General features: G+C 59.7%; 23 protein-coding genes and 1 pseudogene. 9 read left to right on the top strand and 15 right to left on the bottom strand.

Annotation, left to right across the window (positions count from 1 at the left end; genetic code table 11):
* Nucleotides 1–687: 687 nt before the first annotated feature.
* The 13 genes from EGN72_RS01980 to EGN72_RS01920 form a co-directional block, all read right to left on the bottom strand.
* Nucleotides 688–1,902 carry a DUF1501 domain-containing protein gene (locus EGN72_RS01980; RefSeq protein ID WP_127044974.1) on the bottom strand — a complete coding sequence of 405 codons (1,215 nt, stop codon included), beginning with the start codon at nt 1,900–1,902 and terminating at the stop codon, nt 688–690.
* Nucleotides 1,903–1,911: 9 nt separating this feature from the next.
* Nucleotides 1,912–3,387 (bottom strand): DUF1800 family protein, encoded by a 1,476-nt coding sequence (locus EGN72_RS01975; protein WP_127044973.1) that lies wholly within the window; start codon nt 3,385–3,387, stop codon nt 1,912–1,914.
* 375 nt (nt 3,388–3,762) lie between these two features.
* Entirely contained in the window at nt 3,763–4,551 is a 789-nt protein-coding gene (locus tag EGN72_RS01970) for a hypothetical protein (RefSeq protein ID WP_127044972.1), read from the bottom strand.
* Between the two features lie 6 nt (nt 4,552–4,557).
* Nucleotides 4,558–5,622, bottom strand: coding sequence for a type VI immunity family protein (locus EGN72_RS01965; RefSeq protein WP_127044971.1), 1,065 nt, complete (start codon nt 5,620–5,622; stop codon nt 4,558–4,560).
* On the bottom strand, nt 5,619–6,293 hold the full coding sequence (locus EGN72_RS01960; RefSeq protein WP_127044970.1) for a hypothetical protein: 675 nt from the start codon (nt 6,291–6,293) through the stop codon (nt 5,619–5,621). Before EGN72_RS01960 ends, EGN72_RS01965 begins: the two co-directional genes overlap by 4 nt.
* An 89-nt stretch (nt 6,294–6,382) precedes the next feature.
* A complete protein-coding gene (locus tag EGN72_RS01955) occupies nt 6,383–7,288 on the bottom strand; it encodes a DUF4123 domain-containing protein (RefSeq protein WP_127044969.1) in 906 nt (301 codons plus the stop codon).
* A 2-nt stretch (nt 7,289–7,290) separates the two neighbouring features.
* Nucleotides 7,291–7,617: a PAAR domain-containing protein gene (locus EGN72_RS01950; RefSeq protein WP_255417406.1), complete on the bottom strand. Its 327-nt coding sequence runs from the start codon at nt 7,615–7,617 to the stop codon at nt 7,291–7,293.
* Nucleotides 7,618–7,840: 223 nt separating this feature from the next.
* Nucleotides 7,841–9,691, bottom strand: a complete 1,851-nt coding sequence (locus EGN72_RS01945; protein ID WP_127044967.1) for a tetratricopeptide repeat protein — start codon at nt 9,689–9,691, stop codon at nt 7,841–7,843.
* A complete protein-coding gene (locus EGN72_RS01940) occupies nt 9,684–10,805 on the bottom strand; it encodes an AAA family ATPase (protein ID WP_127044966.1) in 1,122 nt (373 codons plus the stop codon). Before EGN72_RS01940 ends, EGN72_RS01945 begins: the two co-directional genes overlap by 8 nt.
* Nucleotides 10,805–11,914 carry an AAA family ATPase gene (locus EGN72_RS01935; protein WP_127044965.1) on the bottom strand — a complete coding sequence of 370 codons (1,110 nt, stop codon included), beginning with the start codon at nt 11,912–11,914 and terminating at the stop codon, nt 10,805–10,807. Before EGN72_RS01935 ends, EGN72_RS01940 begins: the two co-directional genes overlap by 1 nt.
* A gap of 39 nt (nt 11,915–11,953) precedes the next feature.
* Nucleotides 11,954–12,562 (bottom strand): hypothetical protein, encoded by a 609-nt coding sequence (locus EGN72_RS01930; protein WP_127044964.1) that lies wholly within the window; start codon nt 12,560–12,562, stop codon nt 11,954–11,956.
* Between the two features lie 225 nt (nt 12,563–12,787).
* Nucleotides 12,788–14,068 (bottom strand): surface lipoprotein assembly modifier, encoded by a 1,281-nt coding sequence (locus tag EGN72_RS01925; protein WP_127044963.1) that lies wholly within the window; start codon nt 14,066–14,068, stop codon nt 12,788–12,790.
* 176 nt (nt 14,069–14,244) lie between these two features.
* Nucleotides 14,245–15,252 (bottom strand): transferrin-binding protein-like solute binding protein, encoded by a 1,008-nt coding sequence (locus tag EGN72_RS01920; RefSeq protein WP_127044962.1) that lies wholly within the window; start codon nt 15,250–15,252, stop codon nt 14,245–14,247.
* Between the two features lie 255 nt (nt 15,253–15,507).
* Here EGN72_RS01920 and EGN72_RS01915 point away from each other — a divergent pair, with 255 nt between their 5' ends.
* The 4 genes and pseudogenes from EGN72_RS01915 to EGN72_RS01900 all read left to right on the top strand — a co-directional run.
* The gene (locus EGN72_RS01915) at nt 15,508–17,496 is read left to right on the top strand and encodes a BTAD domain-containing putative transcriptional regulator (protein WP_127044961.1); all 1,989 of its coding nucleotides are present in this window, start codon (nt 15,508–15,510) and stop codon (nt 17,494–17,496) included.
* Nucleotides 17,497–17,520: 24 nt separating this feature from the next.
* Nucleotides 17,521–18,450 carry a phosphatase PAP2 family protein gene (locus EGN72_RS01910; protein WP_127044960.1) on the top strand — a complete coding sequence of 310 codons (930 nt, stop codon included), beginning with the start codon at nt 17,521–17,523 and terminating at the stop codon, nt 18,448–18,450.
* 102 nt (nt 18,451–18,552) lie between these two features.
* A complete protein-coding gene (locus EGN72_RS01905; RefSeq protein ID WP_127044959.1) occupies nt 18,553–19,485 on the top strand; it encodes a C1 family peptidase in 933 nt (310 codons plus the stop codon).
* 8 nt (nt 19,486–19,493) lie between these two features.
* Nucleotides 19,494–19,878, top strand: a pseudogene (locus EGN72_RS01900) (integrase core domain-containing protein); the annotation flags it as partial.
* Between the two features lie 241 nt (nt 19,879–20,119).
* Here the strand turns inward: EGN72_RS01900 and EGN72_RS01895 are convergent.
* The gene (locus EGN72_RS01895; protein ID WP_127044958.1) at nt 20,120–21,016 is read right to left on the bottom strand and encodes a hypothetical protein; all 897 of its coding nucleotides are present in this window, start codon (nt 21,014–21,016) and stop codon (nt 20,120–20,122) included.
* Nucleotides 21,009–21,380 (bottom strand): helix-turn-helix domain-containing protein, encoded by a 372-nt coding sequence (locus EGN72_RS01890; protein ID WP_127044957.1) that lies wholly within the window; start codon nt 21,378–21,380, stop codon nt 21,009–21,011. Before EGN72_RS01890 ends, EGN72_RS01895 begins: the two co-directional genes overlap by 8 nt.
* A gap of 131 nt (nt 21,381–21,511) precedes the next feature.
* Here EGN72_RS01890 and EGN72_RS01885 point away from each other — a divergent pair, with 131 nt between their 5' ends.
* The 5 genes from EGN72_RS01885 to EGN72_RS01865 all read left to right on the top strand — a co-directional run.
* On the top strand, nt 21,512–22,120 hold the full coding sequence (locus EGN72_RS01885) for an NAD(P)H-dependent oxidoreductase (protein ID WP_127044956.1): 609 nt from the start codon (nt 21,512–21,514) through the stop codon (nt 22,118–22,120).
* Nucleotides 22,107–22,823, top strand: a complete 717-nt coding sequence (locus tag EGN72_RS01880; protein WP_127044955.1) for a glutathione S-transferase family protein — start codon at nt 22,107–22,109, stop codon at nt 22,821–22,823. The genes EGN72_RS01885 and EGN72_RS01880 overlap by 14 nt, the downstream gene beginning before the upstream one ends.
* Before the next feature lie 4 nt (nt 22,824–22,827).
* Entirely contained in the window at nt 22,828–23,514 is a 687-nt protein-coding gene (locus EGN72_RS01875; protein ID WP_127044954.1) for a glutathione S-transferase family protein, read from the top strand.
* Nucleotides 23,511–24,125, top strand: coding sequence for an NAD(P)H-dependent oxidoreductase (locus EGN72_RS01870; protein WP_127044953.1), 615 nt, complete (start codon nt 23,511–23,513; stop codon nt 24,123–24,125). The genes EGN72_RS01875 and EGN72_RS01870 overlap by 4 nt, the downstream gene beginning before the upstream one ends.
* On the top strand, nt 24,125–25,827 hold a 1,703-nt coding region (locus tag EGN72_RS01865), incomplete at its 3' end, for a monovalent cation:proton antiporter-2 (CPA2) family protein (RefSeq protein ID WP_127044952.1). The genes EGN72_RS01870 and EGN72_RS01865, both read left to right, overlap by 1 nt.

Below are 25,827 nucleotides of genomic sequence, written 5' to 3'. Positions count from 1 at the left end.
TACATCGAGTTTTTCTACAACCCACAGCGCAAACACGTTAAGAACGGCATGCTGTCACCGATTGACTTCGAACAGCAGCAAAAACTGAAGCTGCAAGGTGTCTAGGAAACTAAGGGCTATTCAGGATGCTGAGTTCAAGCAATGGGTCATCCAAGAGTAAGCCGATCAAGGTCCAGCTCCCTCCAAACTCAGATACTGACCTAAGCGGCGATTGGCCGAGTGCGGGTGTTCAATGCAAAAGAGGGCAGAGGTGGCGAAACGGCAGTGAGATTATCGAAAGGTCAGGGCCAAGCGGGTTGAAAAATCGAAGCGGGCGAACGCCATCGGAACCCTGATCTGATGCGCCCGCTCCATGGGCCGTTTGGGGAACGGCACTTTGCCCTATGCCGACTTACCAGCAACCCAACAGCAGCACAGGGGCGCGAAAGCCAAGGCCGGGATTGGGGAAGGGCGGGGGTTCTGCGGTGCCAACCGCCCCGTCTGCTCTTGGGGGCGGGCAAAAAGCCGTGGTCTGTTCGCAGGGGGAGTGGGATCATGGGCCCCAATCAGCAGGGGCACAGCCTCGCATAAGAAACACCAGAAACAGCCTGAGGCATGGGGGATGCCGTTCGGATGTGGTTTGCGACATGCGCTTTTTCCTTGGTCATTCCTCAGGAAAACGGTGCATTCTATCGACAATGGGTTCGTCTACCTTAGCAGCATTGGGTCCGAATGCATTTCCAAGCCCGGAAAGACGGTATCCCGAAGAAAACTTTGGTCAAAGCCGAAAAGCCCACGCATGATCCACGCAAGGTGCATGCGCACATCTGACGTCGGGTTCAGATCGCGGCGGTCGTATAGGCTCGCCTCATCCAGGCCCGGCCAGGTGCCAACAACCCGGCGCCCCCTGATCGCGCCGCCAGCCAGCATCATCACGCCCCCGGTTCCGTGATCGGTTCCATTGGTGCCGTTGATACGTAGGGTGCGTCCGAACTCTGTAAGTGCAACAACACTCGTTTTCTTCCAGACCGAACCAAGGTCCCGCTTGAGGGTCAGAATACAAGAGGCCAATTGCGCCAACATTCTGGAAAGCACCGCGCTTTGGTTCGCGTGCGTGTCCCACCCCGATATCGAAAATGCGGCGATACGCGTCCCCAAAAGCAAACGGCTTGCTGCAAAACTTGCAATCGCATCCCCATCGCGACCTTGCTTGATCTGGTTTTCAAGCGCTGTCTGCATGTCCTCAAGGGTATCACATCCGGTGCTGGTTGCATCACGGTCCAGATCGCCGCTCAGACGCAATGCATCTTCAAACGCTTGCGAAAATTGTGGATAGCCATGCATCATTTGACGACAGATATCACGCGCTTGCGGCTGTAACATGAGGCCGGCCGCAGGGGCCCATCGCGAAACTGGAATATCGCCTGACAGGATCGGCAAGGCCTGACGTCCAAGCGCAAAAGCAGTTTCGCCCGTCACATCAGACATGCCTTGCATCATCCGGTTCAGCCAGCCGTCACGCATCTTGCCACCTTTGAAGGACGCAGATCCCGCTTCCAGCAAATCCTGCCCTTCAAAATGGCTGCGCTTATCCCGGTATGGCGTTGAGACAGAATGCACAAACCCAAGTTCTTCTTTTTCCCACAAACCCAACAAGGGCGCCAAGGCCGGGTGCAGCGCAAAAAAACCATCAAGCTTTTGCGCGTAACGCCCGTCTTCTTTGGCCAGCTTGCCTCTCATCTTCAGATAATTGGGGTCTCCATATGGCTGAACTGCCGAAAGGCCGTCCATTCCGCCTCGCAGGATGATCACGACCAACCTGTTGTCGCCGGGGGCACTGGATAACGTCACCGGCGTCAAGGACGGGTTGGCAGCAGTGGAACACCCGTTGGACCCGATGGCCAGATCGGCACTATTTGTCATCGGATATCCTCACATGGTTTGAAATTCTGGAGAAGCCAAGACCAAACCGATGCCTGACCATTTGTTCTCGGCCCCTGCGACTATGGTGCGCAGCGACGGTGCGACTTCCGGACCAAGTGCGGCCGCTGCAAAACTGTCGGCGTCCGGTAGTTCGGGGCAGAAAACCTGTGGTATGGCCATCCCCCACTGAAGACGTGCGGCTAAACCCTGAGGTGTAATCCATGCCTCGCTGGCTTCTGACCAGCCATCCGGGCCAGTTGGTTCTTCCCAAGGTTGTCCCATTAAAGCCATAGGATGCATAAGCGTCATCTGTATTTTCTTTGTCGGAAATTCCGATGCAATCTTTGGGCTGATGGCCAAAGCACGCATTGCTGACGACACAAAATCGAAGGGATTTTTAGCTTTGCCTCGGTCCTTATCCCATGCGGATGGATGGGACAGCATTGTCCGGTATACTTCGAGCAAGTAGCCGCCTGTCTCAAGGTAACGTGCCGCCATTTGGTCGGCCAAATCAGAAGGGTATCCGTCGCCCAAAAAATGGGTGGCCAATTTTTCTGACAGGTGTCGCGCTGTGGCAGGGTGCAAGGCCAGCATGTGCAGCAAAGCCTTTACATCGTTCAGGGTGCCTGCCCCCGCACCCCCAAAGGCCACGCCCAGAACTGTCTTTGTGCCGGGTTCCGAAAAGCTGGATTTAAAGATGAACCCTTTTTCAAATGAAAACGTAAGCCCCGTGAACAGCCTTGCAAGCTCTGACACATCTGTCTGGGTGTAAGGCCCGTCAACGCCCAAGGTATGCAATTCCAGCACTTCGCGTGCAAGGTTTTCGTTCAGCCCGCGGGATTGGCCTGTGCTTTGTCTTGCATCCATGCTGTTCGGGCCGACCGAGAAATTTTGGTCTAGATATTGCAGCATGATTGGATTTGTCACAGCGGCGACAAGTAAATCGCCGAACCTGCCAGCAATATTTGGTCGAATGGCGGATTCGATATAGGTCGACATGCCGCGGCTTCCTGCGCCTGTCTTTCCAAGCGCCGTAAAATGATCACCCCAAAAGAAACTCAGACGTTCTCGGAACCCGTTTTTTGTCCATGTCCGTCGCAACATATGTTGCAAAAGCCATTTGATCTGGCTGTCCCGCGCGCGGGCGGCAATTGCCTGCAATTCGACGCGCGCCTGAACCTCAATCGGCGTTCCGGCGGCGGCAAGTCGGATATTCCCGTATTGTCTTCGCAATTTTAACCGGTCGAAGAACGCAGGGAAGGTTTCGATTGGAAAACGGCGTTCGACCGGATCGGGCCTGCCGAGAGACACGAGTATCTGATCGACACTTTGAGGCGGCGCAACCACAGGTGACAATCCGCACCCAAACCGACGCTCGCTCAAAAATGGATCAAAGCCGTGTTTTCTGCGCCATTTTAGAAGCGGTTTCCATACATCGGGGAGAGTATCCGTCTGTCTAAAACAAGGGTCTATTGCCGCAGTCATTTCAATCGGTGCTCGCCGGCATCAAGACTTTGAAAAAATTCCAATGGGGGGCCTAATGAATTACGACTCAATCTCAAATAACAATACAGCATTTCAGTTTCCCCGAAAGACAGATTTCTGGCTTTCTCACGCAATGGGCCAGTTTCCGAGGTGTTTACCTTTCGACTGATTTAAACAATCGCGCTTTTTTCGCTGTGGCGGCGCACCGCATACCCGCCAAGGCATCCCAGATCGTGGCTGAGCCTGCGTAGCCTTACACACCCATTTACCATGTGCCCGCGTTCATCTGGCGCGCATCGAGAGGCGCTGACATCGCAATCACACAGCAGGGACGGGGACAGCGCAAGGCGTTCCTGGGATGGTTGCGTGCAGGAGTCACCACCCTTTTCGGAAACGCGCTGTCTGCTTGGTTGGTCTTAGATCCCATTCCTGCCGTAAAACGCCTTCGAACAGGTCAAGTGCAAGGGCTGGGTCCATGGGGGGCATCTCGATCCCGGCCATCAAAGTGGCGCCTTTCGCCTCTAAGCCTGCGGCATGTGGCAAAAGGTCGTCTTCCAGCCAATCCAGCGGGCTTGCCTCTGGTTCAAAAGCCGAGGCGGTCATCAGGTCATTGATCTGCCAGAATCGATCGGACACGGCTGTGGCGGCATCAGGTGAAAGCGGATCGGTCAGGCTCCAGGTCAAGTCATACAGGACATCGCGCGGTTTTTCAGGCCAACCGGGTGCGCCCAGCCTGTCCAGCACGGCGATACGCGCAGCTTCATTCGCCCCGACCAAAGCGGATTGCAGGTCTGCCACCGAGCGCCCGTTCAGATGCGACGAGACGACCGTGCCAGACAGGATTACCGGATCCTCCGATTGGCCGATAAAAATCGCATTTTCGATCAGATTTAACAACGCCGCGATATGCCAGTCCTGGGAGAACACCCGCGGGTCGAGGGTGATGGCCAGGTTCGTGCCGTCGATCGCTTCGATCCGGGGTGGCGCTGCGGGATTGCCCGGCGTTGCCGCGTTCAGCACATCGGCCAATTGCACGATGCTTGGCCCGATGGTGCCATCAGCGATAAGGCCATGCGCCGGATGGTGGCGGGCAGTTGTGAGGTGCAGCGCCAAGCCAGCTTTTGTGTTGGACCTGAAGGCGATGGGAAAACCGGGGTCACGCATAGGTCGCTATCCTTCTGGATAAGGGTCAAGGTCAAACGGCACCGGCCATTTCCCACCATAAAAGCGGCGCTCTAGGGCAACAGAAACCCCGTCCCGGCGGTTTCCGAACAGGTGGCGCGGATGGGCCGCGCTTGGCGCGGTATCGCCCGGTGGTGCCAAGCGTGCGCCAAGTTCCCGATAGAGGGGCAACATATCGTCATCGACACCAGCCTGCCCTGTGATGGGGCGCGGGCCAAGTTGGAACAGCACCGTATCGCGGCCTTGCCACCACTCGATCCGTGGGTCAAGCCCGTCCGTCAGCGCCGCGATACCGCCCGCGCGGCTCAGGAATGGCTCTCCCACAAGGGTCAGCCAGTTGATGCCAAGGATCCAGGTCTTTTCTGGTTTGTCGTCATCTCCGTTCAACCAGCCGCGTTTGTCGAGATAGGTGGTATCGAGCGCGGGAAATTTGACCGCCACAGGATAGGCCGCATAGGCGTTGCTTTTCGGGCCATAGCCATTGATGTCTTGCGACATGCAAAGCCCGTAACCGCCAAGCCCCGACCGCACTGGCAAACGCAAGAGTGCCGCGCGCAATGCTGCAATGTCGAAGGTGCCATCCTCGATATCGGCAACAGGCACGGTCGCATCAAGCCAAGATGTCGTCGTGACATGCCAGCGGAAGCCGGTGGGGCCAGCATCATGGACCTCATGTGCCCGCCATCCCGAAGGGCTGATCCCGTCTGGCGCGGTCTGCCCGCTTTGAAAATTGAACCCGATGAAAGTGGGGCGGGCGCGGGATACCTTTTCTTGCAAGTAATGAAAGGGGGTCCAGTCCTCTGTCTTGATGGACTTGCGCTGCCGTGGCTTTTTCAGGTTGCGGTCGGTCATCAACAGCCGTTCCGCATCGCGGCGCAGGATCGGTTCAAAGACCTTGAACAAGGCATGGTAGTCATCAACATAGTCAAACGGGTGCCCTTGTTCGACAGAGGACAACAGCCCCAGCCGGAAAGCCGGGCGCGCCCAGAGGCAAAGTTGATTGTGCCGATCCTCTTGCTCCCCTTCGAAAACCGGATCTTCTGTCCAACTCATCCTACGGCTCCTGCACTGTTGATCCTTGCCGGACCATCACAACCGCAATCAACGGCGTTTACGCTTTGCGGTTCGGGATTGGCTGCACCGGAATTCCTCAAGTCTTGGGCATATAACTCTTGCTGCCCGGGCTGCCAATCATCGGTATCGAATTTGAAATCATAGGCGGCCTGCAACTGTCCATTCGGGCCTGTTACGGCCACGTCGGGGCGGATGCGATAGACATCGCCCGAAAACTGCTCGCGCGCCGCCTGTATCTGCTGCACAATATCAACACCGGCGCTGGCGATGTCATAAACATCGTAAGCCGTCGAAATAATGTTCAGAATTGGCACGATCTTAAGCCATGACCGCGCAGCCGCCTGGCCTGCCCGTGTGGCGAGAATACGCGCGCCTTGGCGGCGAATTTGCCGCTCGATGTTATCGAGGTGGTTCTGGATGGTTCTGGGGTCCACCCGGCGGCGGTTCCAATTCGGATCTGCATTATCGTATCTGACATAGCGTTCCCGGTTCACCGCCGACTCTCCGCCACGGATACGCGGATCGCTGTGGTTTTGTATCGCCCGTCTCAGCTCCGGGCTGTTGCGAGCCCGCTCTTCGGCGACACTGCTTTGGGTTTTGCCGCGATGGCGCCCCTCGCAGAATTCCTTGCGGACCTCGCATAAGGTCATGCAAAGGGCCACATAGATCGGGTCATCGCGCTTGTCGGGAACGACATTCGCGCGACCGGTGCCGCAATTGCGGGGGCAGGTCGGGCAACTCATAGCAGGCTCGCGGTTTTGCGACAGATTGCGGCGGCATAATCGAGCCGAGTGTCAGGCGCGCGATCAAGGGCCTGCAATTGGGCAAGTGCTGCGGCATAGCGTGGTTCATGCTCAAAGCGGGGGCCGTAGGCAAGGTCAAGCTTCACGAATATTTCCAATTGTTCCATTAAATCAATCTCATAATTTGCGGCGCGCAACACGGCGGCACGCACGCGATCATGGTAGGGCGGCGCGTATCCGCCTGCAATCAGATGGGCGACGCCTTGCCTGTATCGTCTGGCGATGGCCGCCGCTTCTTCCGGTGTCAGACGAAGTTGACCGCGCGGAGGCGTCGCTGCCTCTGCGATTGCCACATGCACGTCTTTTGTGCGCCATGCCGGAGCGGGCACGAAGGACAGTGCCTGCGCTGGTCCAAATAACCGCGCTCGGTTGGAAGGGCCCAGTGATGGCTCCACTTGCGCCATGACATTGGCATCGGCATGGCGGAACAGCGGGGCCACTTCTTCACCTTGCACAAAACGGGCTTCATAGGTTGTCAGGGCAACCTTGGGATAGAGGATGACGTTCAGGCCCCTCAGGTGTCGGTAGAGGGCGTCAAACCCATCATCACAGGACCAAAAGACCGCCGCAGGACGCTCACCAAGGATTTGTAAAAGATCCGGGATTGTCGCCTCCGGGGGGCGCCCCCGGAAAGGCTGGGAGCTTTCGTCAAGTGCCACAAGCCAAGGCGCTTGGGTGGATGCAGTGGGATCTTGCCGATCCCGACCCTGAAACAAGGGTCGTGCATAGAACCCGGCCACCTGCAAACGGACGGGCAGGTTTTCGAAATGTGCCCCGTCCAGAACCGCAAAAACAGGGTGCCGGGACGCCAGCGCAAGAAGGTGCGGCGCGAGCGGGGACATCACTACATCACAAAGGGAAGCCCGGACGCTGCGGCGCGGCGCAAACAGTCAGAGCTGAAGGCTGGGGCGCCCGTTGCCACAATGCCACCTCCGCCCCCGCTTGTGCCGATCAGAACCGTCGGGCACCCCGATGCCACCGCGCCGCCATGGGCGCAGGAATCCGTGATGCGGCTGGCGGGCATCTTGCCGATCAGCACGGTTGGCGACCCCATGACCACGGGGTCCGGAATAGCCGGCGGGCAAACTGCAATGTCGGAAATTCGCGAGGCCGGTAAATTGCCAACCAACACTGTGGGAAAGCCTGTCGCAATTGGACCCCCACCATGCACAGGACAAACATGGGAATCGCCAATCCTGGCACTCGGAAATCGAGACAAATTTTCACCCCTCACTCAGTGTTGACCCTTCGCGCCTAGGTTGAGAGGTATGGCGATGCCCGGGGTATGTCAAACATCTTTGACCGAGATTTCACTGATTGCGTGGCAAAAAGGCCCCCTTACTGTGACGCAAGGGGGCCTGCATCGCAGCAATGAAGAACAGCACGGGCAGCCCTTAAAGTTTGAACAAGGCCGCAATGGTTTCGGTGGTCATTTCCGACGAAATCGGGCCAGAGTAGACGCCCAGTTTCGTCAACTCCTGATGAAACGCCTTCCAGAAGCCCGCCCCTTTCAAGGCGTTGGGCGTGCCCGCCAGCCAATCGCGCACCTCGGCGCCGCCGGGCAGCGCGATGGATTTGACCAACCAATACGCGGCCATGTCATTATCTTTCGGCAAGCCGTATTTGCCCTCCATATAAGCGTAAGCAAGATTTTCCGCGCCGAGTGATCGCCCGCCCTCTGCCGATTTTTTCAAATGGGCCAGAACCACTTCGGGCGCAGCCCCCAGAGAGGGTTCGATGCGATACAACGCCCCCAACTCGGCATTGCAATCCAGATCACCCGCCGCAGCACAGCGTTCCAGATGGCTTGCCGCTTTTTGCGGGTCTTTGGGTTGGTCGATTTGGCCAAATCGGTTTATCCTTCCCAGCCGCAAATCACAAAGCGTCAGGCCGGACACGGCACAGCTTTGGTAATGCATCATCGCCGTTGCCGGGTTCACCGGAATACCACCGGTGCCGAATTGATAGATCTGGCCCAACACATAATCGCCATTGGGCAAGCCACGGTCCTTGGCGGATTGCGCAAGCGCAATAACGGTTTGCATCTCTTGCGGGCTTGGCTTGCGCGGGCTTTGCCCCGGCTGATAGCCCATCAGGCAATCGGCGAAATTGATAGCGCTCATCGGGCTTTGCTGGTCGATCTGGGCCTTGTCCGTGCCGACCAAAGCCACCCAATTTTCCACCGCTTTGCAGCCTTTGAGGGGGTCGTAAATATCCCAAGGCTGCAAGTAGAGCCATGCCAGATTGGCGTAAGCACCGGGGTAGTTTTTCAAATCGGGGGCGGACAGAATGGCTGCCGCCTCTTCTTGGGCGGCTTTGGGCGGCGCACCGGGGGCCTCGTCATATTGGTTCAGTTTGCAAATGGCTTGGCTGACCGGAATATAAAAATCATCCGGGCCGCGCGTTTGCGGGGTTGTCAGGCTCATCCACGCGTCAATGACGGGGCAGGATTGTCTGCGCTCGGCCAGGGTGCCACCTGCGCGGTTCAGATATTTGATCCGCGACCAAAGCGCCAAAGTGTCGTTGGCCAGCAGTGGATCCTCGAGGAGGGCCATCGCCTTTGCAGCCGTCTCTGGCGCAGGGACCGTATAGGCAACGTTCTTGTCGCGAAGTTCATTCAGCAAGCAATTGGCCGTATCTACCATGCGCGGGATCTCATGGTCAGACCAACCGACTTTTTGCCGATCTGGCGCCGCTTCATAAAGGATCAGGTTCTCGCAGCCTTTGGTGCGGCTTTCCAAGGGGGCAGGTTCCCCCATATAAATCTCGCCCAGCGCGCCGAAGGCTTTGTAAAAGCCCGCGTCAGCAGCCGGTTGCAACAGTTCGACCGCCTTGGCAGCATCCTTTTCCGGCGGATAGGGGAATACCCCCGCGAAATACGGTGAGTAAAGCACCCCAAGCTTGAAGGACGCAATCGCATCGCCCTCTTTGGCAAGCGCCTCCAGCTCGGCCAAAGCAGCGGTGTCGCCTTCGTTGCCAGCCGCATCGCGCAGCTTGTTCAGCATGTCTTCGGTGGCGACGGTGTCCATGGGCTGCGCCCAGTCGCCTGCGAGGTCGGAAGGGGCCTGCCCTTTGCCGCCGCCAAAGTTTAGGTCGTCAATTCCATTACCCATCAGAAAGGCAGACACGCCAAGCGCCACCAACGCCTGCGGCAAGGCCAGCCACGACAAACGGTAGCCAAGGCTGCCATACCAAAGCGCGCCATGGGTCCGCGCAAGGCCAGAAGGTTTACGCGGATCAGCCATTGCTGCCTCCTGTCTGGGCCGAAACCCGGCGACCGATGGCGGCCTGCAAATCCGCCTCTGTCAATTGGTTCAGATCGGGAGCGTCCTCGGCCGATACGCGAACGGCTTGCGCCTCACGCGCGCGCTCCAGAAAGCTGCGCATTTCGCGCGCGTTCGACCAATCCGCACGGGCAGATTGCTGAGTGATCCAAGGGCCAATGATCGTTTCGGTATTGGTGGGCAGGATAAAACCTTGATGCCGCGCCATGCTGTGCAAAATCTCGATCATTTCGGGCGCGGAATAGGCCGGGAAGTCGATGCGGCGGCTGAACCGCCCTGCAAGGCCGGGGTTCATTGCGATAAACCGGTCCATCTGATCGGGGTATCCGGCCACGATCACCACCAGCCGGTCGCGGTGATCTTCCATGAATTTCAGCAATGTATCAATGGCTTCACGGCCAAAGTCATGGCCGTCACCTGCCAAGGTATAGGCTTCGTCAATGAACAAAACCCCGTCCAGCGCATCGCGGCATTTTTCCAGCGTGCGCGGCGCGGTCTGGCCAATATAGCTTGCCACCAGCCCGGCCCGGTCGGTTTCAACGACATGGCCCTTGCGCAGCAGTTTCGTTTCTTTGAACAACTGGCCGATGATGCGCGCCACCTCGGTTTTGCCAACGCCCGGCGGGCCGGTAAAGACCATGTGCTGACTGGCGGCAGACACTTCGCTGCCTTGATCACGCCGCATGGCATCCACACGAGAGCGCGCGATCAGGTTGCGCACCTCTGTCTTGACAGGGCTTAGCCCGATCATGCGATCAAGCCGCGCCATGGCGCTGTCTTGGGTCGAGGTTTTGGCAGATGCGGGCGGTGGCTCTGGCAAGGCGATGGGCCGCAGCGGTTGCGCCGCGTTTTTACCCGCGCCCCCGATTGGCCGCGCCCCCGTGACCAAAGCGCCAAGGATCATCCCCGCCGCCGCAAGCCCGACCACAGCACCACCCGACAAAAGCCAACCGCGCAGCCCTTGCGGCACGGCCAGCAAATCCGGCCGCAGCGCCATCACGCCTGCCGCGCCAATCGCCATGCCAAGCCCCGTTGCCAGCATCGGCACCCGGCTTATCTTTGCGCTTTTGCCCATTATGCCGTCTCCCCGATGGCGCGGCGGATGTCACCCACCGTGAGGGCCTGCAAATCAGCGCCCGGACGCCCCGCAACCCGCAAGGCCTGCGCTTCACGCGCCTTTTCCAGCACGGTGCGCATTTCGCGGGCATTGCCCCAATCATCGCCGCCAACCCGCGCCCGCAGCCATGGCGACATCGTCTCGGCCGCGCCCTCCTCCAGCCGGTAGGATTGCTGCTTGGCCATGCGGCGCAAAATCTCGGTCAACTCTGCTTCCGAATAGGAAGGGAATTCGACCGTGCGGCTGAAACGGCTGGCAAGGCCGGGGTTCGACCCGATGAAACGCCGCATCGGGCCGGGATAGCCCGCCACGATCACCACCATACGGTCGCGGTGATCTTCCATGAATTTCAACAGGGTATCGACCACCTCGCGGCCAAAATCATTGCCACTGCCGGCGGTGGCCTCACTGGCCAAAGAATAGGCTTCGTCGATGAACAAAACCCCATCCAGCGCCGATTTGCAGACCTCGGTCGTGCGGATCGCGGATTGGCCGATATAACCCGCAACCAAACCGGCACGGTCCGTTTCGATCAGATGGCCGCTCGACAACACGCCAAGCTCGCGGAAAATGCCACCCAAGGTGCGCGCCACTTCGGTTTTGCCCACGCCGGGCGGGCCGGTAAAGATCATGTGCTGGCCGGTCGTGGCATTGCCAAGGTTCTGTTTGCGGCGCTCTGCCTCGACCGTCAGACGGGCGATGATGGAATTGATCTCGCGCTTGACGGGCAGCAGGCCCACCATGCCTTCCAGATCATCCAACATCTCTTGTGCCGATTTGCTCGACCCGGTCGCGCGCAGTTCTGGCGACAGGATTTGGCGGATCATTGGGGCGGTGGCAGGTTGCCCGGCCCCACGCGCCGCGATACGGCCCATCCACCCCGTGACAAACAGCCCGACTGCGACCAATGCGCCACTGATCAGCGCCGCGATGATCCGCCCGCGCGTCACCGCATCCAGCCCCATCCAACTGTCCGCAGCGCCGTCTTCGGGGCGGATCAGCCAAGGCACCACAATCGACACCAGAATGCCCGAAATCGTTAATCCGATGATCGTTTGCTTGTTCATTTTACGGCCACCTTGCACCCCATAACACGCATCCCGCCCTCAGCCCGCAGGCTTGGCCTTGTCAGTGCCGCAGCCTGCCGGGGGATCAAATTTAACCTGTTGCGTCACAGCCCCTGACAGCACGGGAAAATCCACCGGCGGCGAGAATTGCACCCGGGCGCCACGCGCGGTCCCCGTCACGATCACCGCCCCTTTGATGATGGTGGTCGCCTCCGGGATCGGGTGCGGCACGGCAAAGACAGTGGCACGCGGCCCCACGGAAAAGCGCGGCGAGACATAGGTGCCAACGCGCACCTGCACATAGCCCGAGGGCGGCGCTGCTGCGCCCGGCATCGGCCCGACTTCCATCATGAAAAGAGCTGTCTTGCAGTTGGCGACATCTTCGCGGGTTTGCGATTGCTGTTCTGGGGAAATGGTTTGCAAAGCTGCTTCCAGATCGGCCGGGTTCACCGGGCCAAGCCGCACCGACCCGGACCCATCTTGCGGACCCGAATTGCCAACGCCCAAAAGCCCCAAGCCCAAAACCACGGCCAAAACACCTGCACCAGCGGCCAAAGCCCCCCCGATGATGGTCGCCCCGCCAAAGCCCGCCTTACCGCCAGCACCTTTTGCGGCCTGCCGGTCTTGCTGTTCACTTTGCCCCGTCACTGCAAATCACCTTAAACACAAAAACTTGCGACTGCTTTGGCCGATTTTTAGTGCCTGCACAAGCCCATAGGCTGCCCCCGGCCACCAGCCAAGCGCGTAGCCAGATGACGCAATGACGCTGGGTCATCTTTTGGCGGGTCGCGATGGTGCAAGGCAGCGCATTCTTGCCTGCCTGCGCAGACGGCAATGAACAGCCCTTTGGACTACGATCTAAATTTCAGGATATCAAAATTGCGATGAAAGGCCGATGCTCAGATCATGGCTTTTATGGTCGAAGAAGCCGACATTTGAACGGTGTTTGGTGAAACTATAGGTCACTTCGGGCGTGAATTTGCCGATGTTCAATTTTGAGTGCCGCAAAGACAGAGACAAGGTTTGCACCCTGTCGCGCCGCGCATGGGCCAGACCCGGATAAAGGCCCGCATAGCGATCTGCCTCAAAACCGGCCGAGATGCCTGTGTAAAGCCCGCCTTGCCACAGCTTGTCGGCCCCCAACGTCACCCCCAACGCGCGATGATCCAGATGCGCACGCCCGGTTTTCTCAATTTCGAACGGCACGCTTAGATAAAGGCGCAGGCTCGGGGTGACGACCTGCGACAGGCGCAGACGACCATCGACGATCCAGCCATCGCGATGCGACTGACCGGGGTATTTTTGCTGCATGACCATTGCCGAGACATCAAAACTCAGCCTGTCGGACAACCGTCTTTGGAAAGACGTGTTCACACCGATGCGGCGGCGAAGCGTTTCACCGCCCTGGCGTTTGAATTCCATACCCGGGCCAAAACTGAACCGCGTGTTGGCAGTGCCATAGACAAAATCAAACCTTGGGCCAAAAGTCAGTTCGGTCGGCCCGCCTGATGACGAAAGTTTTGCGTCCAGACCAAGGCTTGCGGTGCCAGTCCATTCCTCTGACAGTTGCCAACGGCGCCAGAGGGTCGCGCCAATTATCACCGCAGAGCCAGAGGCCGCTTTGGACGCGGGGTCTATCTTGAACGGCAGGCCGCCGATGATCACCTCGTCCAACGCGGTGCCTTTGCTGATATTGCTGGAAGGTTGCAGCGCAAAGCGCAAGGCAACGCCTGCGGGCTTGCCGCTTTGGCTGGCGTTCACGATGGCCTGTGCCGTTGCGCGAATACGGTCATCCGATGTCAGGGCCATCAGATGCTCTGCGTGAAATCTGGCCGCATCGGCATCGCCCAGAACAAAGAGCGTTGCGCTGAGTTCACGGCGCGCAGGCTCATAATCGGGGGCAACCGCGAGTATCTTGCGGAAAACCGTGGCGGCCGCGCGCGGGTTGGACTGATGGATCAGGATCAGACCTTCGAGAAAAAGCCGGTGAAGTCCTGCCTGCGGGTCGCCTGCTGTCAATTGCGTGAGCGCTGCGCGGGCACCGTCAAAATCACCAGCGTTAAGCAAATCGCGCGGCGCGCCGGGTTTGGCGGCGGCATCCTCTGGTGCAGCGATCAGGGCGGCCAGTAGCGCCACAAAAATATATCTGAACATGAAAATCCCCAAGCTTGATAAGCGCAAATGCGCCGTGTTGCCCCAAGCTGACCTGCGCCAGATTCACCCCCACGAGGGCTGTGGATTTGGCGGCGCTGCACAGCTTGGGGCGAATGCAGCGCCTCGCGAAACGGATTGCGCAAGCAAAAGCTCCGTCCCGCTTTCCTGACTTCGGGCTAGTCCTTGTTGCCGACGAAGTATCCGATCCCGTTGATGCCGCCGCCCCCTTCTTCTGTGGCTGTCAGGCTCAGCGTGCCGGCGACTTCTTCAGCCTTGGGGCCATAGAACGCACCGCTGTAAGTGCCGCTGCCATTGCTCAACCCTGAGCTGTTGGCAAAGGTCGCATCCGGCGAAATGCTGCCCCTGAACCCGTTTTTGTCAAACGTGGTCTTGTCCATCGTCAGAACCCCCGCGATGGAGGTGCGTGTGCTGGCATCCGGTGCCTGCACGGTTATTCCGGTCAAGCTGCCCGAAACCTCGCCCTTGCCGAAATCGGCGGTCATCGTCATGTCGCTGCGCACTCTTGTCCGGCTTTGCTGGTTCGAAACGAAACCTGTGTTGGGCACCACGTTCAACCGGGCCCGCCCGGAATAGGTCGCGGTTGGCAAAGCTTTCAGATCGGAATCGCGGGTTTCCATGCCGAACACAGCCATCGCCGTGGTATTGTCTGGGCCCGAGGCAATCTGGTTGGTCTGAATGCTCAATATCTCGGCATAGCCGTTGCCCGGGTTCAACAGATCGCTTAGCGGTCCGGTTTGAAGAAAGGCCGACGAATAAACATCATCCGCCGCGCGGCTGATGTCATATCCGTAGGTGCCATCCGCCTCAACCAAACGGTCGGCAGCGGTGAATTTCAAGGTTTTGCCGTTAAGGGTAATATCATGGCCACCCTCGGCGTTTGCTTTGATCGTGACCTCGGCGGACGTAGGTCCGGTTTGGCCATTGGCATAATTCAGCAACTGACCAGCCGCGCCCACTTTGCGGGCGGTCAATGTTGCGCCCTCATTCAACGCCCCAGCTGCATCTTGCGTGCTGCCATCGGCTTTTTGCGCAAAGCTGCGCGCGGCTTCTTCGGTCGGATCGATCTGAACTGATCCGCTGCTCCCAAGACCGCCGCCCCCTCCACAGGCCGAAACAGCCGTGAGAACCGCCGCAGACACCAGAAATCTTGTTTTGACAGTCATAATTTAACCTCCATGAAATCCGCCCCAAGCAGGCAATTGTGCCCCACACAAAGTGCCGGAACCCGTGCAGCTTGCGCGGCCTGCGCAAACGCTGCGCGACCCCGGCGCAAGGTCAGCGTTAGTTTTGCGTTAACCTGAGATGCGAAGCGCCTGTCCCCGGCTTTGGTGCAGAAATTGCCGTTAGGACAATTGCCCCGATTTCGCATAGAAATAAGGGGTGTGAGGGAATGCAGGGCCTGTGTGAGAGGTGCGGCAGTGACCGAATGGCTTGACGTCAATATGATCGGAGGGGTTTCGCTCTGCTCTGGGGCGGGGCGACGCATTCACTTGGGGCAAAAACCGGCTGCCGTTCTGGCCTATCTGGTGTTGCAAGGCAAACGTCAGGTGCCACGAACCGAGGTCATGGCTCTTTTCTGGGAACGCCGAAGCGAGACGCAAGCCCAGAACTCTTTGCGGCAAGTGCTGTCAGACCTGCGCAAGACAGACCCGTTGTTGTGTCAGATCATTGGGTCAGACCGGCAAACCATACAGGTTGACCACGCGCGAATTCGCCTTGATGTCGCTCAGGTTCTGGGCGGGCTGTGCCATAACCCGGTCAGCCATGACATAGCGGGCCGCGCGGCCCAGATCCGCGAAGGGCTGTTGCGTGGGACCGAAGCCATTGGCGAAGCCTATGGCGATTGGCTCCGCGATATGCGCATCCATTTGCATGATCAGGCCATGGCCCCTTTGCTGCATGTGATCGAGAACGCGCAAGGCGATGTCGCCGCGCGCAAAGCCGCAGCCGAGGCAGCGCTGACCATTGACCCGCTTTGCGAACCGGCATGCCGCGCGGCCATGCAAATGGCTGCCGAAGCCGGAGATATGAACCGGGCGCTGACGCTCTATGCCCGTCTGTTTGAAGAAATGGGCCGGGTTCTGGATATGGAACCGTCGCAGGCCACACAAGACCTTGCGGTGCGGGTGAAAATGGGCGGCTTTGGTGCCAAGCTGCACCCACACCCCACGCCCGAGCCGCTGCCTTCGCCCCGCGCATCCGTGTCGCTGGGGGGGCAGCCTGTCATTGTTGTTCTGCCTTTTCAAAGCATGGGGTCAGACCCTGTTCCTGAGGGTCTGACGGACCTTTTGACCGAAGATATCATCTGCGAAATCGCCGGCGTGCGCGAAATGGCTGTGATCTCGATGAACTCGGCCCAGTTTTTCGGTGCAGCGCCGATTGATTTTGACGCGCTGCGCAGGCGGTTGCAGGCCGACTATGCCCTGACGGGCAAGCTGCGCCGCACCGGGGCGGTTTATCGGCTTTCATTTCAACTGTCAGATGTGCGGACGGGCCTTGTGGTCTGGTCACGGGTGCTGACCCCGACCGAAGACAGGTTGTTCAATGCGCAAAGCTGCCTCGCCGCGGATGTGGTCAACACGCTTGCCCCATCGCTGCGGTCGGTCGAGACGATGCTACACAGCAATTACAAGCTGTCTGATCTGACCGCCTATCACCTGACCATGCGGGCGCGCAGCATGATCTTTGATCTGACCAAGGCGCAATTTGATGCGGCAGGCCCTTTGCTTGAACTGGCCACTGCCAAAGAACCCAGCTTTGCCTTGGCTTACCACTACCTTGCCGATTGGTATAGTTTGCGCCTTGGGCAAGGCTGGTCGCCTGACCCGGCCGCCGATATTTCGGCGATGATGAAGGCTGCGCATACGGCCACCCGCCTTCCCGGCAATCCCGGTCGCTCCATGGCTTTGCTGGCCCATAACCTTGTGATCTATGGGCGCGACTTCAACAAGGCGATCCCCCTGTTCGAACAGGCGGCAAACCTTGCGCCCAATGACGCCGAAACGATGATGTGGTCCGGCCCCTCGATGGCCTATGTCGGCCAAACCGAAGCGGCGATAGAGCTTGCAAGATCGGCAATCCAGCTTTCGCCCGAAGATCCCTTGATGTTTCGCTATGAACATTTTCTGTCGATCGCCAATTTCGCGCATGGCGATTATGCCCAAGCCGAGGATTGGGGGCGCAAGGCGATGGCCCGAAACCCGAAATACACCTCTAATCTGCGGGTCACGGCGGCTGCCATCATCGCGCAAGGCAAACGGGATGATCTGGATGTCATCCGCCAAACCGTGCTGGAACAAGAGCCAGAGTTTTCTGTGGCGCGTCTGGAAGACCGTGCGCCTTTTCACCGCCCCGAACAACGCAAGCATTTTGGCAGCCTGCTGCGCGAAGCCGGGTTTGAGACGTAAACCAAATCAACAGGAGGATCAGCAATGTCAGGTGGTGGAAACGGTGGCTTGAACGGAGGTTTGAACGGGGGTTTGAACGGCGGGCTGAATGGCGGGTTGAACGGGGGCTTGTCCAGCGGAGCAGCCGGTTCAGCAGGCTATGTGGTCCTTCCCTATGGCACGCCCGTCAAATCGAATACGATCAAATATGTCGTGCCCGGCCTGCCCTTGGCCTATCCCAAGGCCGATTGGGCCAGCGAATTGCGCGCACAGGTGATCCTTGCGGAATTTGGCGCGCGTGGTTGGTCACAGCCCACCAAAGCATCTGTGAAAGGCAAAGCCTGGCACGGTGACGGCTTGTCGATAGAGGCCCCGGATTTCAGCACCCCGGATTCGCTTCAGAAAGAACTGAAAGTCTTGAATGACCATATGAATGGCCTCCGCCCGGAAAGCCTCGCTGAATTGATTGCGCAGATCGACAATGCCGGTGCCTATTGGGCCAATCTGTTGGCGATGAACCCCGCCGCCAAGCCGCAAAGCTTTGTCTTGCTGTCGGTGGGCTACACGGTCGGCCAAATGGTCGGGATGTATTTCAAGGATTTCTTTGGCATGGCCCGCCCGGTTCACTATATCCCCTCGCTCGTTACCTCTGTTCCAACGCCGCCGCACCCATCCTTTCCGTCCAATCATGCCTTGCAAAACTATCTTGTGTTGCAGCTGCTGACAGCGGCTTTGCCTGCTGGCGCAAAAAACCACCTCTACCCCTATATGAAAGCGCTTGCCGACCGCCTTGCGACCAACCGCGAAATTGCCGGGGTGCATTTCCCCTCCGACACCAAAGCCGGGGAAAGCATCGCCAACTGGCTGTTCAGCAAGCATTTGTCACAGATGGCATCCATCGTCGAAATCATCGACGCCGCCAAGCTGGAATGGGCAGACCGGACCGGCACGCAAGAGGTCGACATCTTGGCATAACGCGCCTTCGGGCAGACAATCGCCAATATCCCCGATTCAGTGGGGTATTGGCGCGATCTGCACGCGGATACGTTCGCAAGCATTCTCAGAGAAAGGGACAGCATGACACTTCGGTCAGCGGGTTTCGGATCGGCGCTTCCCGCCAGCGTGCGCGAATATTTCAACGCGGCTTATGCAGCATCGGCGCGGGCGCGCAGCGATGATGATGCGCTGCGTGTTCCCCCCGTGCCGGTGATCTTTTCGGCGCAAGACGGTGCCAGTTGGCCGGTCAAAGATCAGGGCGAACGGGCGACCTGTTCTGCCTTTGCAGCCGTGGCGATGATGGAAAGGTTCCGGGCCAAGCAGGGTGAGAAGCCCGAGCACCTGTCCGAACAATTTCTGTATTACCTGATGCGGCACACCCTCTCGTCCAAGCAGAATCCTGCACCGGGGGCCGAGCTTGGGGCGACGCGCTTGTCAGAGGCGCGCGAAGTCTTGGAAGGCTATGGCGTCTGTGCATCGGACCACCTTACCTATGGCGCAAAAGCCACCGCCGATATCAACGGCGAGCCCCCCAGTCCGGCCGCGTTTTCGGACGCGCAAACCCGCCTTCACCGCGATTTTGACTCAGCAGATTACCCGACAGCCGACAAACGCGTGCCCGGTCTGGCAAAACGCCTACATGCGATCTTGCTGGAAGGTCGACCTGTCGCGGTGGCCGTGCCCACGTTCATGATCGCGCCAAAAACGACAAACTGGAAAGCCGCGCAGGCCGGATATGCAGGTATTGTCTATTGCCCGATTGATGCGGCCGTCGCCAGCGCCGGGATGGACCCGACGCCCGATAACGGTCATGCAGTCTGCCTTGTCGGCTTTCAGGTGGACCCATCAGAACCGCTTGGCGGGTGGTTTATGTTCCGCAACAGTTGGAACAGCTATTTTGCGACACGACCAGACGAGGCAGGAACCCCTTTTGCCGCCCCTGCCGTGGGATACGGGGTGCTTTCTGCCACGCAAATAGAACATTACGTCTGGGAATTTTTATCCGCAATTTAGGGTCAAGACTCGTTCTCGATGCACTTGAGCAGGCACTTCATGCCCGCCGTCCGGCCCATCAGGGCGGGTTGATCCACCACAGCGACAGGGGCGGCCAATACGTCTCAAACCGTATACCGAGCGTTTAGGAAAGGCGGGCATCGAACCATCCGTTGGCAGCGTCGGCGACGCCTGTCACAACGCTTTGGCCGAGACCATCAACGGCCTTTACAAAACCGAGGTCATCCGGCGGCGCAGTTCATGGAAAACAATGGAGCAGGTCGAGCTGGAAACCCTAAAATGGGTCGACTGGTTCAACAACCGCCGACTGCTTGGCCCATCGGAAACATCCCACCGGCCGAAGCAGAGGAGGCCTTCTATGCAAGCTTGAATACACTCGATATGGTCGCGTGAAACGGACTAATTGGTCTCCAGCAAAGCTGGGGCGGTTCAAAACGGACCTGGCGCGCAGTCTCGGATGTGCGCATTGGAGAGGCAAAGTCCTTTGAAAAACGATTATTTCTGCACCGCTTGGGGCAAATGTCCGTCTTCGCAACAGGGCAGGTGGCGGATGGGGTGGGCCTGAGATCCAACCTTCTCCAACATAAAAGGCATTGATAACATTTTATTTTCTATTATTTCTTGCGGTTACGCCTCAGCGCGCGATCTGTTCTATGACACGGTGATTGATGAGTTGCTCCCTCAAATAGGCGACGTTGAGTGCAAGTCCGGGCAGCAGCCATTGGAACAGGCGGACGACGGCCAGGACTTCTTCGCAGGTGGCATCTGCTGCGACGGCCTCGCGAAGCGCGTCGCTCGAAAGCCTAGTGGGGTTCGGAAGACCCGCGGCCAGTGCGACGGCCCTGTCGTGGACCTGGGCAACGTGATGCTCGTAGTCATCGCGTACCACGGCACGTTTCAGGTCGGCCCATGCAGGGGCGAAGTAACTCGGCCAGCGGGCGAAGGCGCGATAGTCGGTGTTGACGAAAGGCAGCCCGAGCGTGCCCCGAATGTCGGAATAGAGTGCGGAAATGGTCGCGTCGGCGTGGTGGGGCTCGATCAGAACAGGTTTTGGCGCATCTCGGCACCGTTCGGGCGTCCGTTCCGCAACGGCGCCGACGGGCCATTCACCGCCCTCGAGGACCAAGCGCGCCAACGACGCCATAAGAAGATATGGCATGTTTCCGGACGAGAAGATCTCATTGCAGGCTCGGATCTCCTCGATTTCGCGCTGATCGTAACCCATTTCGCCGAGCCGTCCCAAGATAGACGGCGGCAAAAGTGCGGCCGCTTCCTGTTCCGCCTGGTCGCGCAGGTCGTGGCACGCGCGGATGAAAGCATCTGAACTGACAACGGGCTTGAGGGCCGACCAGAGCGTCTCGTAAAAGCGCGGATAGTGAGCGAAGGCCATTGCAACAACGCCCATCCAGGGAACCCTGAGGCCCTCCTTGGTCCGCTCGTAGACCTCCGCCAAATCCCCCGTTGCGGCGTACTCCGGTACCGGATGAATGGCCGGGATCGGGTCGGGCTTCAGACGCACCAGTTTAGACATCGGAAATATGCTGGGGCAGGCTTTCGCTCCATTTCCTAAGTTCGTCGAGAAACCCGAGCGCCGTGTAGCCCAACTCGGTGATCTGGTACTGCACTGATACCGGCGCGGTATGCATGACTTCACGAGTCACCAAGCCTTGCACTTCCAACTGGCGCAGCCGTTCGGTGATCATCTTCTTCGATGCGCCGCCGACCATCCGTGCAAGGTCGTTGAACCGGACCGGCCCATCCTTGAGATGCCAAAGGATCGACCCGGTCCATTTGCCGCCGATGATCCGCATCCCGCGTTCGATGGCGCAAGGCTCGACACATGCGTCGTGAACGTGTCTGCGGCCCTTTGCGTCTTCTTCAACTCGCGCCTCCACGGCATGTCTCTCCTGTCTTTTTGCAGGTTACCAAAAGTATACTGGTTGATCTTAGTTCCTTGCACCCGCAATTTCGTCTCGAGCGCGCCGCGTGTCAAGCGGCCCGGAATAAACAGACAAGGACGAAGAAGATGAGCAAGATCCTGATCCTGAACGGCGCCCAACCGTACGCATTTGCGCCCGGCGGGCTGAACGCGACTCTCGCTAAGCGGGCGAAAGACTATCTGGAAGCGCAAGGCCACGAGGTGCGCATTACGACCGTGGCCGACGGTTATGACGTCGAGGCCGAGGTCGAAAGCCACCGCTGGGCCGACACGGTCATCATGCAGTTTCCGGTGAACTGGATGGGGGTGCCGTGGTCGTTCAAGAAATACATGGATGAGGTCTATACCGTCGGGATGGACGGTCGACTGACTGCGGGCGACGGGCGTACCGCCGAGGCGCCCAAGGCGAATTACGGCATGGGCGGCACGCTGACTGGCACGCGCTACATGCTCTCTGCCACCTTCAACGCCCCGAGCGAAGCCTTCGACGACCCTGAAGAGCCCTTCTTCGAGGGCATGAGCGTAGATGACCTGCTGCGGCCCGTGCATCTGAACGCAAAGTTCTTCGGGATGGCGCCGCTGCCCACTTTCGCTGCCCACGACGTTATGAAGAACGCCGAGATCGAGCGCGATCTGGCTCGGTTCGACGCCCATCTCGAAACCGTTTTCTCCGAGGCCTCCCATGTCGCAGCCTGACATCCATCTCTACACCGCCGCGACGATGAATGGCTACAAGCCGGTCATCCTGCTCGAAGAGTTGGGCGTGCCCTATGACCTGACGTTCATCAACTTCGCCAAGAGCGAACAAAAGGCGCCAGACTATCTAAAGCTCAATCCCAACGGCAAGATCCCCACGATAGAGGATCGGGCAGAGGGCCGTGCCATCTTCGAGAGCGGCGCGATCCTGTGGCATCTGGCCGAGAAATACGGAAAGTTCCTGTCGGACGATCCGGTCGAGCGCTCCGAGACACTGCAATGGTTGCTTTTCCAGGTTGGCCATGTCGGGCCCATGATGGGCCAAGCGATGTATTTCCAGCGCATCGCGGCGCCGAACGGCCATGATGAGCCGTTCTCGATCAAGCGTTATGTCGATGAGAGCCGCCGTCTGATGGAGGTGCTGAACACGCGCCTCGACGGCCGCGATTACCTCGTCGGCGACTACTCCATCGCAGATATGGCGACCTACCCCTGGGCGCGGGCCTATGTCTGGGCGCGAGTCGAGGTTGATGATCTGCCGCATCTCAAGGCCTGGTTCGACCGGATCGATGCACGGCCCGCGGTGCAAAAGGCGCTGACCATCCCCAAGGCGCAGCCGCAGTTCTGGGACGCGAGCGCGGACGACGGCGCCTTCGCCGCCGAAAACGCCGCCCGCTTCGCAAGCGACGTCAAGAAAGGGTGATGAGATGGCGGTCACACTCGTCGGATATCCGGTGTCGCCCTTCGTGCGGAAGGTTCGCGTGGCGCTCGAGGCAAAGGGGATCGGGTATGCGCTGGATCCCGTCGTGCCCTACACCGACCGCGAGGCGGTGCTGGCGGTAAACCCGGCCGGGACCGTACCTGTTTTGCTGACTGGCGGCGACGCGGCGCCCATCACGGAAAGCGCTGATATTGTCGCCTGGGCCGAGGAACGGGTGCCCGAGCCCGGCCTGCTCCCCGCAGATGGCGCCCTGCGCGCACGCGCCATGGAGTTGCTGCGCTTTGCCGACACGCAGATGGCGCAGGTGTTCGGCGGGATGATGTTCGGCCAGCGCATCGTCGTCCCGTTCTACTTCGGCAAGGCGGCGGGCAAGGAAGCGCTGGTGGCGCGGGCGATGACAGAGATGGCGCCGCCGCTGCTCGATGCGGTGGCCGAGACGCTTGGCGATGCGGACTACATGGCTGGCGATTTCAGCGTGGCGGACATCGCCATGGCCAGCTGGCTGCGCGGCGCGGACCTCGCGGGGTTCCGGCTGGACGCCGCACGCTGGCCGACCGTGGCGGCCTGGCTGTCGCGTACCTATGCACAGCCCGGATACGCAAGCGTCATCGCCAGTGAAGATGAGACCGATGTCGTTCACTGGGCCCGGGACCGTTTCGGAGACGCCGCTTGAGAACGTTGATCTATCTCGCGCATCCACGCCTCGACCGCTCGGAAGTGAACGGCCCTCTCTTCGAAGCCGCCCAGACCGTGACCGGGACGACATGCGTCGATCTCTACGCCGAGTATCCGACCTTCGAGATCGACGTCGCGCGCGAACAGGACCGGCTCGTCGCACATGATGCCGTAATCTTCCTCCATCCGGTCTACTGGTACTCGGCGCCGGCGCTGTTGAAAGAATGGCAGGACCTTGTGCTGGAGCATGGCTTCGCCTACGGGCATGAGGGCCACGCGCTCGACGGCAAGGTGACCTTCAACGCGGTCTCCTGCGGCGCTGCTGATGCGGCCTATTCGGACGGCGGAGCCAACGGAGCGGACCTGCGCACGCTTCTGGCGCCTTTCGAGAAGACCGCTGATCTCTGCCGATTGCGCTACCTCGCGCCCTTCGCGCTGTTTGGGGCTGGACGGGCCGTCGAGGAGGGGCGCGACAAGGCGCATCTCGCATCGTGGCTCGGCCTGCTGAACGCGCTCACTGACGACCGGCTCGACATCGAAGCTGCCCGGGCGTCCAGAACCCTCAATGACATTGCGGCCGCCCTGCCGGTCGCGTCGGAGCCTGCCTGATGGATCTTCTTGCCGCCGCCTTCGTCTACCTTGTCGCTGCGGTCTTGGCCGTGCCATTGGCCCAGCGCTTCGGTCTCGGCTCGGTTCTGGGATATCTCATCGCCGGCGTTGTGATTGGTCCGATTCTCGGCATAGTCGGCAGCGAGACCGTTGAGCTGCAGCACTTCGCCGAGTTCGGCGTGGTGATGATGCTGTTTCTCGTCGGGCTGGAACTTCAGCCGGCTATGCTGTGGCGCATGCGCGCGCAACTCCTCGGCCTCGGCGGTTTGCAGGTTGTGGCGACGACGGCGGTGATCGCGGCTGTGGCGCTGGCGTTCGGTCTGGCCTGGCAGCCGGCGCTGGCGTTGGGGATGATCCTCGCGCTGTCATCCACGGCCATCGTGCTGCAGACGCTGAATGAAAAGGGATGGATGAAGACCGCGGGTGGGCAGAGTCCGTTTTCCGTTCTGCTGACGCAGGACATTGCTGTCATCCCGATGCTCGCTCTTATGCCGCTTCTCGCGGTTGGCGCCGCGCCGTTGGTCGAGGATCATAGCTGGTTCAATCAACCCGGCGGCGAGCCCTTGATGGCGGCCCACGCCGCGAGCCCTGCCGATCCCGGGGCGGCGCCGACCCTCTTCCAGACCCTGCCGGACTGGGCGCAGGCGCTGGTCATTCTCGCCGTCATCGCCGCAATCATTCTCGGCGGACGGACGGTCATTCGGCCAGTCTTCCGCTTGATCGCCGAGGCGCGGCTGCGCGAGATCTTCACGGCCGCAGCGCTGATGCTGGTGATCGGTTTCGCACTCCTGATGAATTATGTGGGGCTGTCTCCCGCGCTCGGCACCTTCCTCGCCGGCGTGGTGCTTTCGGACAGTGAATACCGCCACGAGCTTGAATCCGACATCGAGCCATTCAAGGGCCTCTTGCTGGGGCTGTTCTTCATCACGGTCGGCGCCGGGATCGACTTTGGCCTGTTGTTCGGCAATCCGTTCGGACTGATCGGCCTGGCGCTGGGTCTTGTCATTCTGAAGGCCGGGCTGCTCTATGTGCTGGCGACCGGTTTCGGCCTGCGCGGCGCGGACCGCTGGCTGTTTGCGCTTGGGCTGGCGCAGGCGGGCGAATTCGCCTTCGTGCTCTTCGGCTTTGCGGGCGGCGCAGGCGTTCTGGGCGCCGATCTTCTGGCCCCGATGACGCTGGTCGTAGCCCTGACCATGCTGATGACGCCTGCACTGTTCATTCTCTACGAAAAGGTGCTGGCGCCGCGCAGCGTCAGCAGCGCAACCCGCCCGGCCGACGCCATCGACGATCCTGGCGGGATCGTCGTGGCTGGCATGGGCCGGTTCGGTCAGATCGTCACCCGGCTTCTGGTCACCAACGGGCACAAGGTCACCGTGCTCGACCACGACTCCCAGACCATCGAGAACCTGATGAAGATCGGTTTCCACGCCTATTATGGCGATGCCACGCGTCCGGACCTGATCCATAGCGCAGGGCTGCAGGAGGCGCGCCTGTTCATCGCCGCACTGGACGACCGCGAGAAGCAGACGCAGCTCGTGCATCATGCCGCCAAGTCCTACCCGCAGGTGACCATCCACGCCCGCGCTCATGATGGACCTGTCACGGTTTCGTTCCGGTCTTTTGAGAGCGATACTCGCCATCAAGGAGACCGGATATGGCAGCGATACACAGCGACGAGTTCAAGCGGGATGCGGTTCGCATT

The sequence above is a fragment of the Pseudorhodobacter sp. E13 genome (genome assembly GCF_003991405.1).
Classification (GTDB): domain Bacteria; phylum Pseudomonadota; class Alphaproteobacteria; order Rhodobacterales; family Rhodobacteraceae; genus Pseudorhodobacter.
The sequence above is the reverse complement of the archived record's forward strand: the minus strand, read 5'-3'. Positions and strand labels throughout refer to the sequence as shown.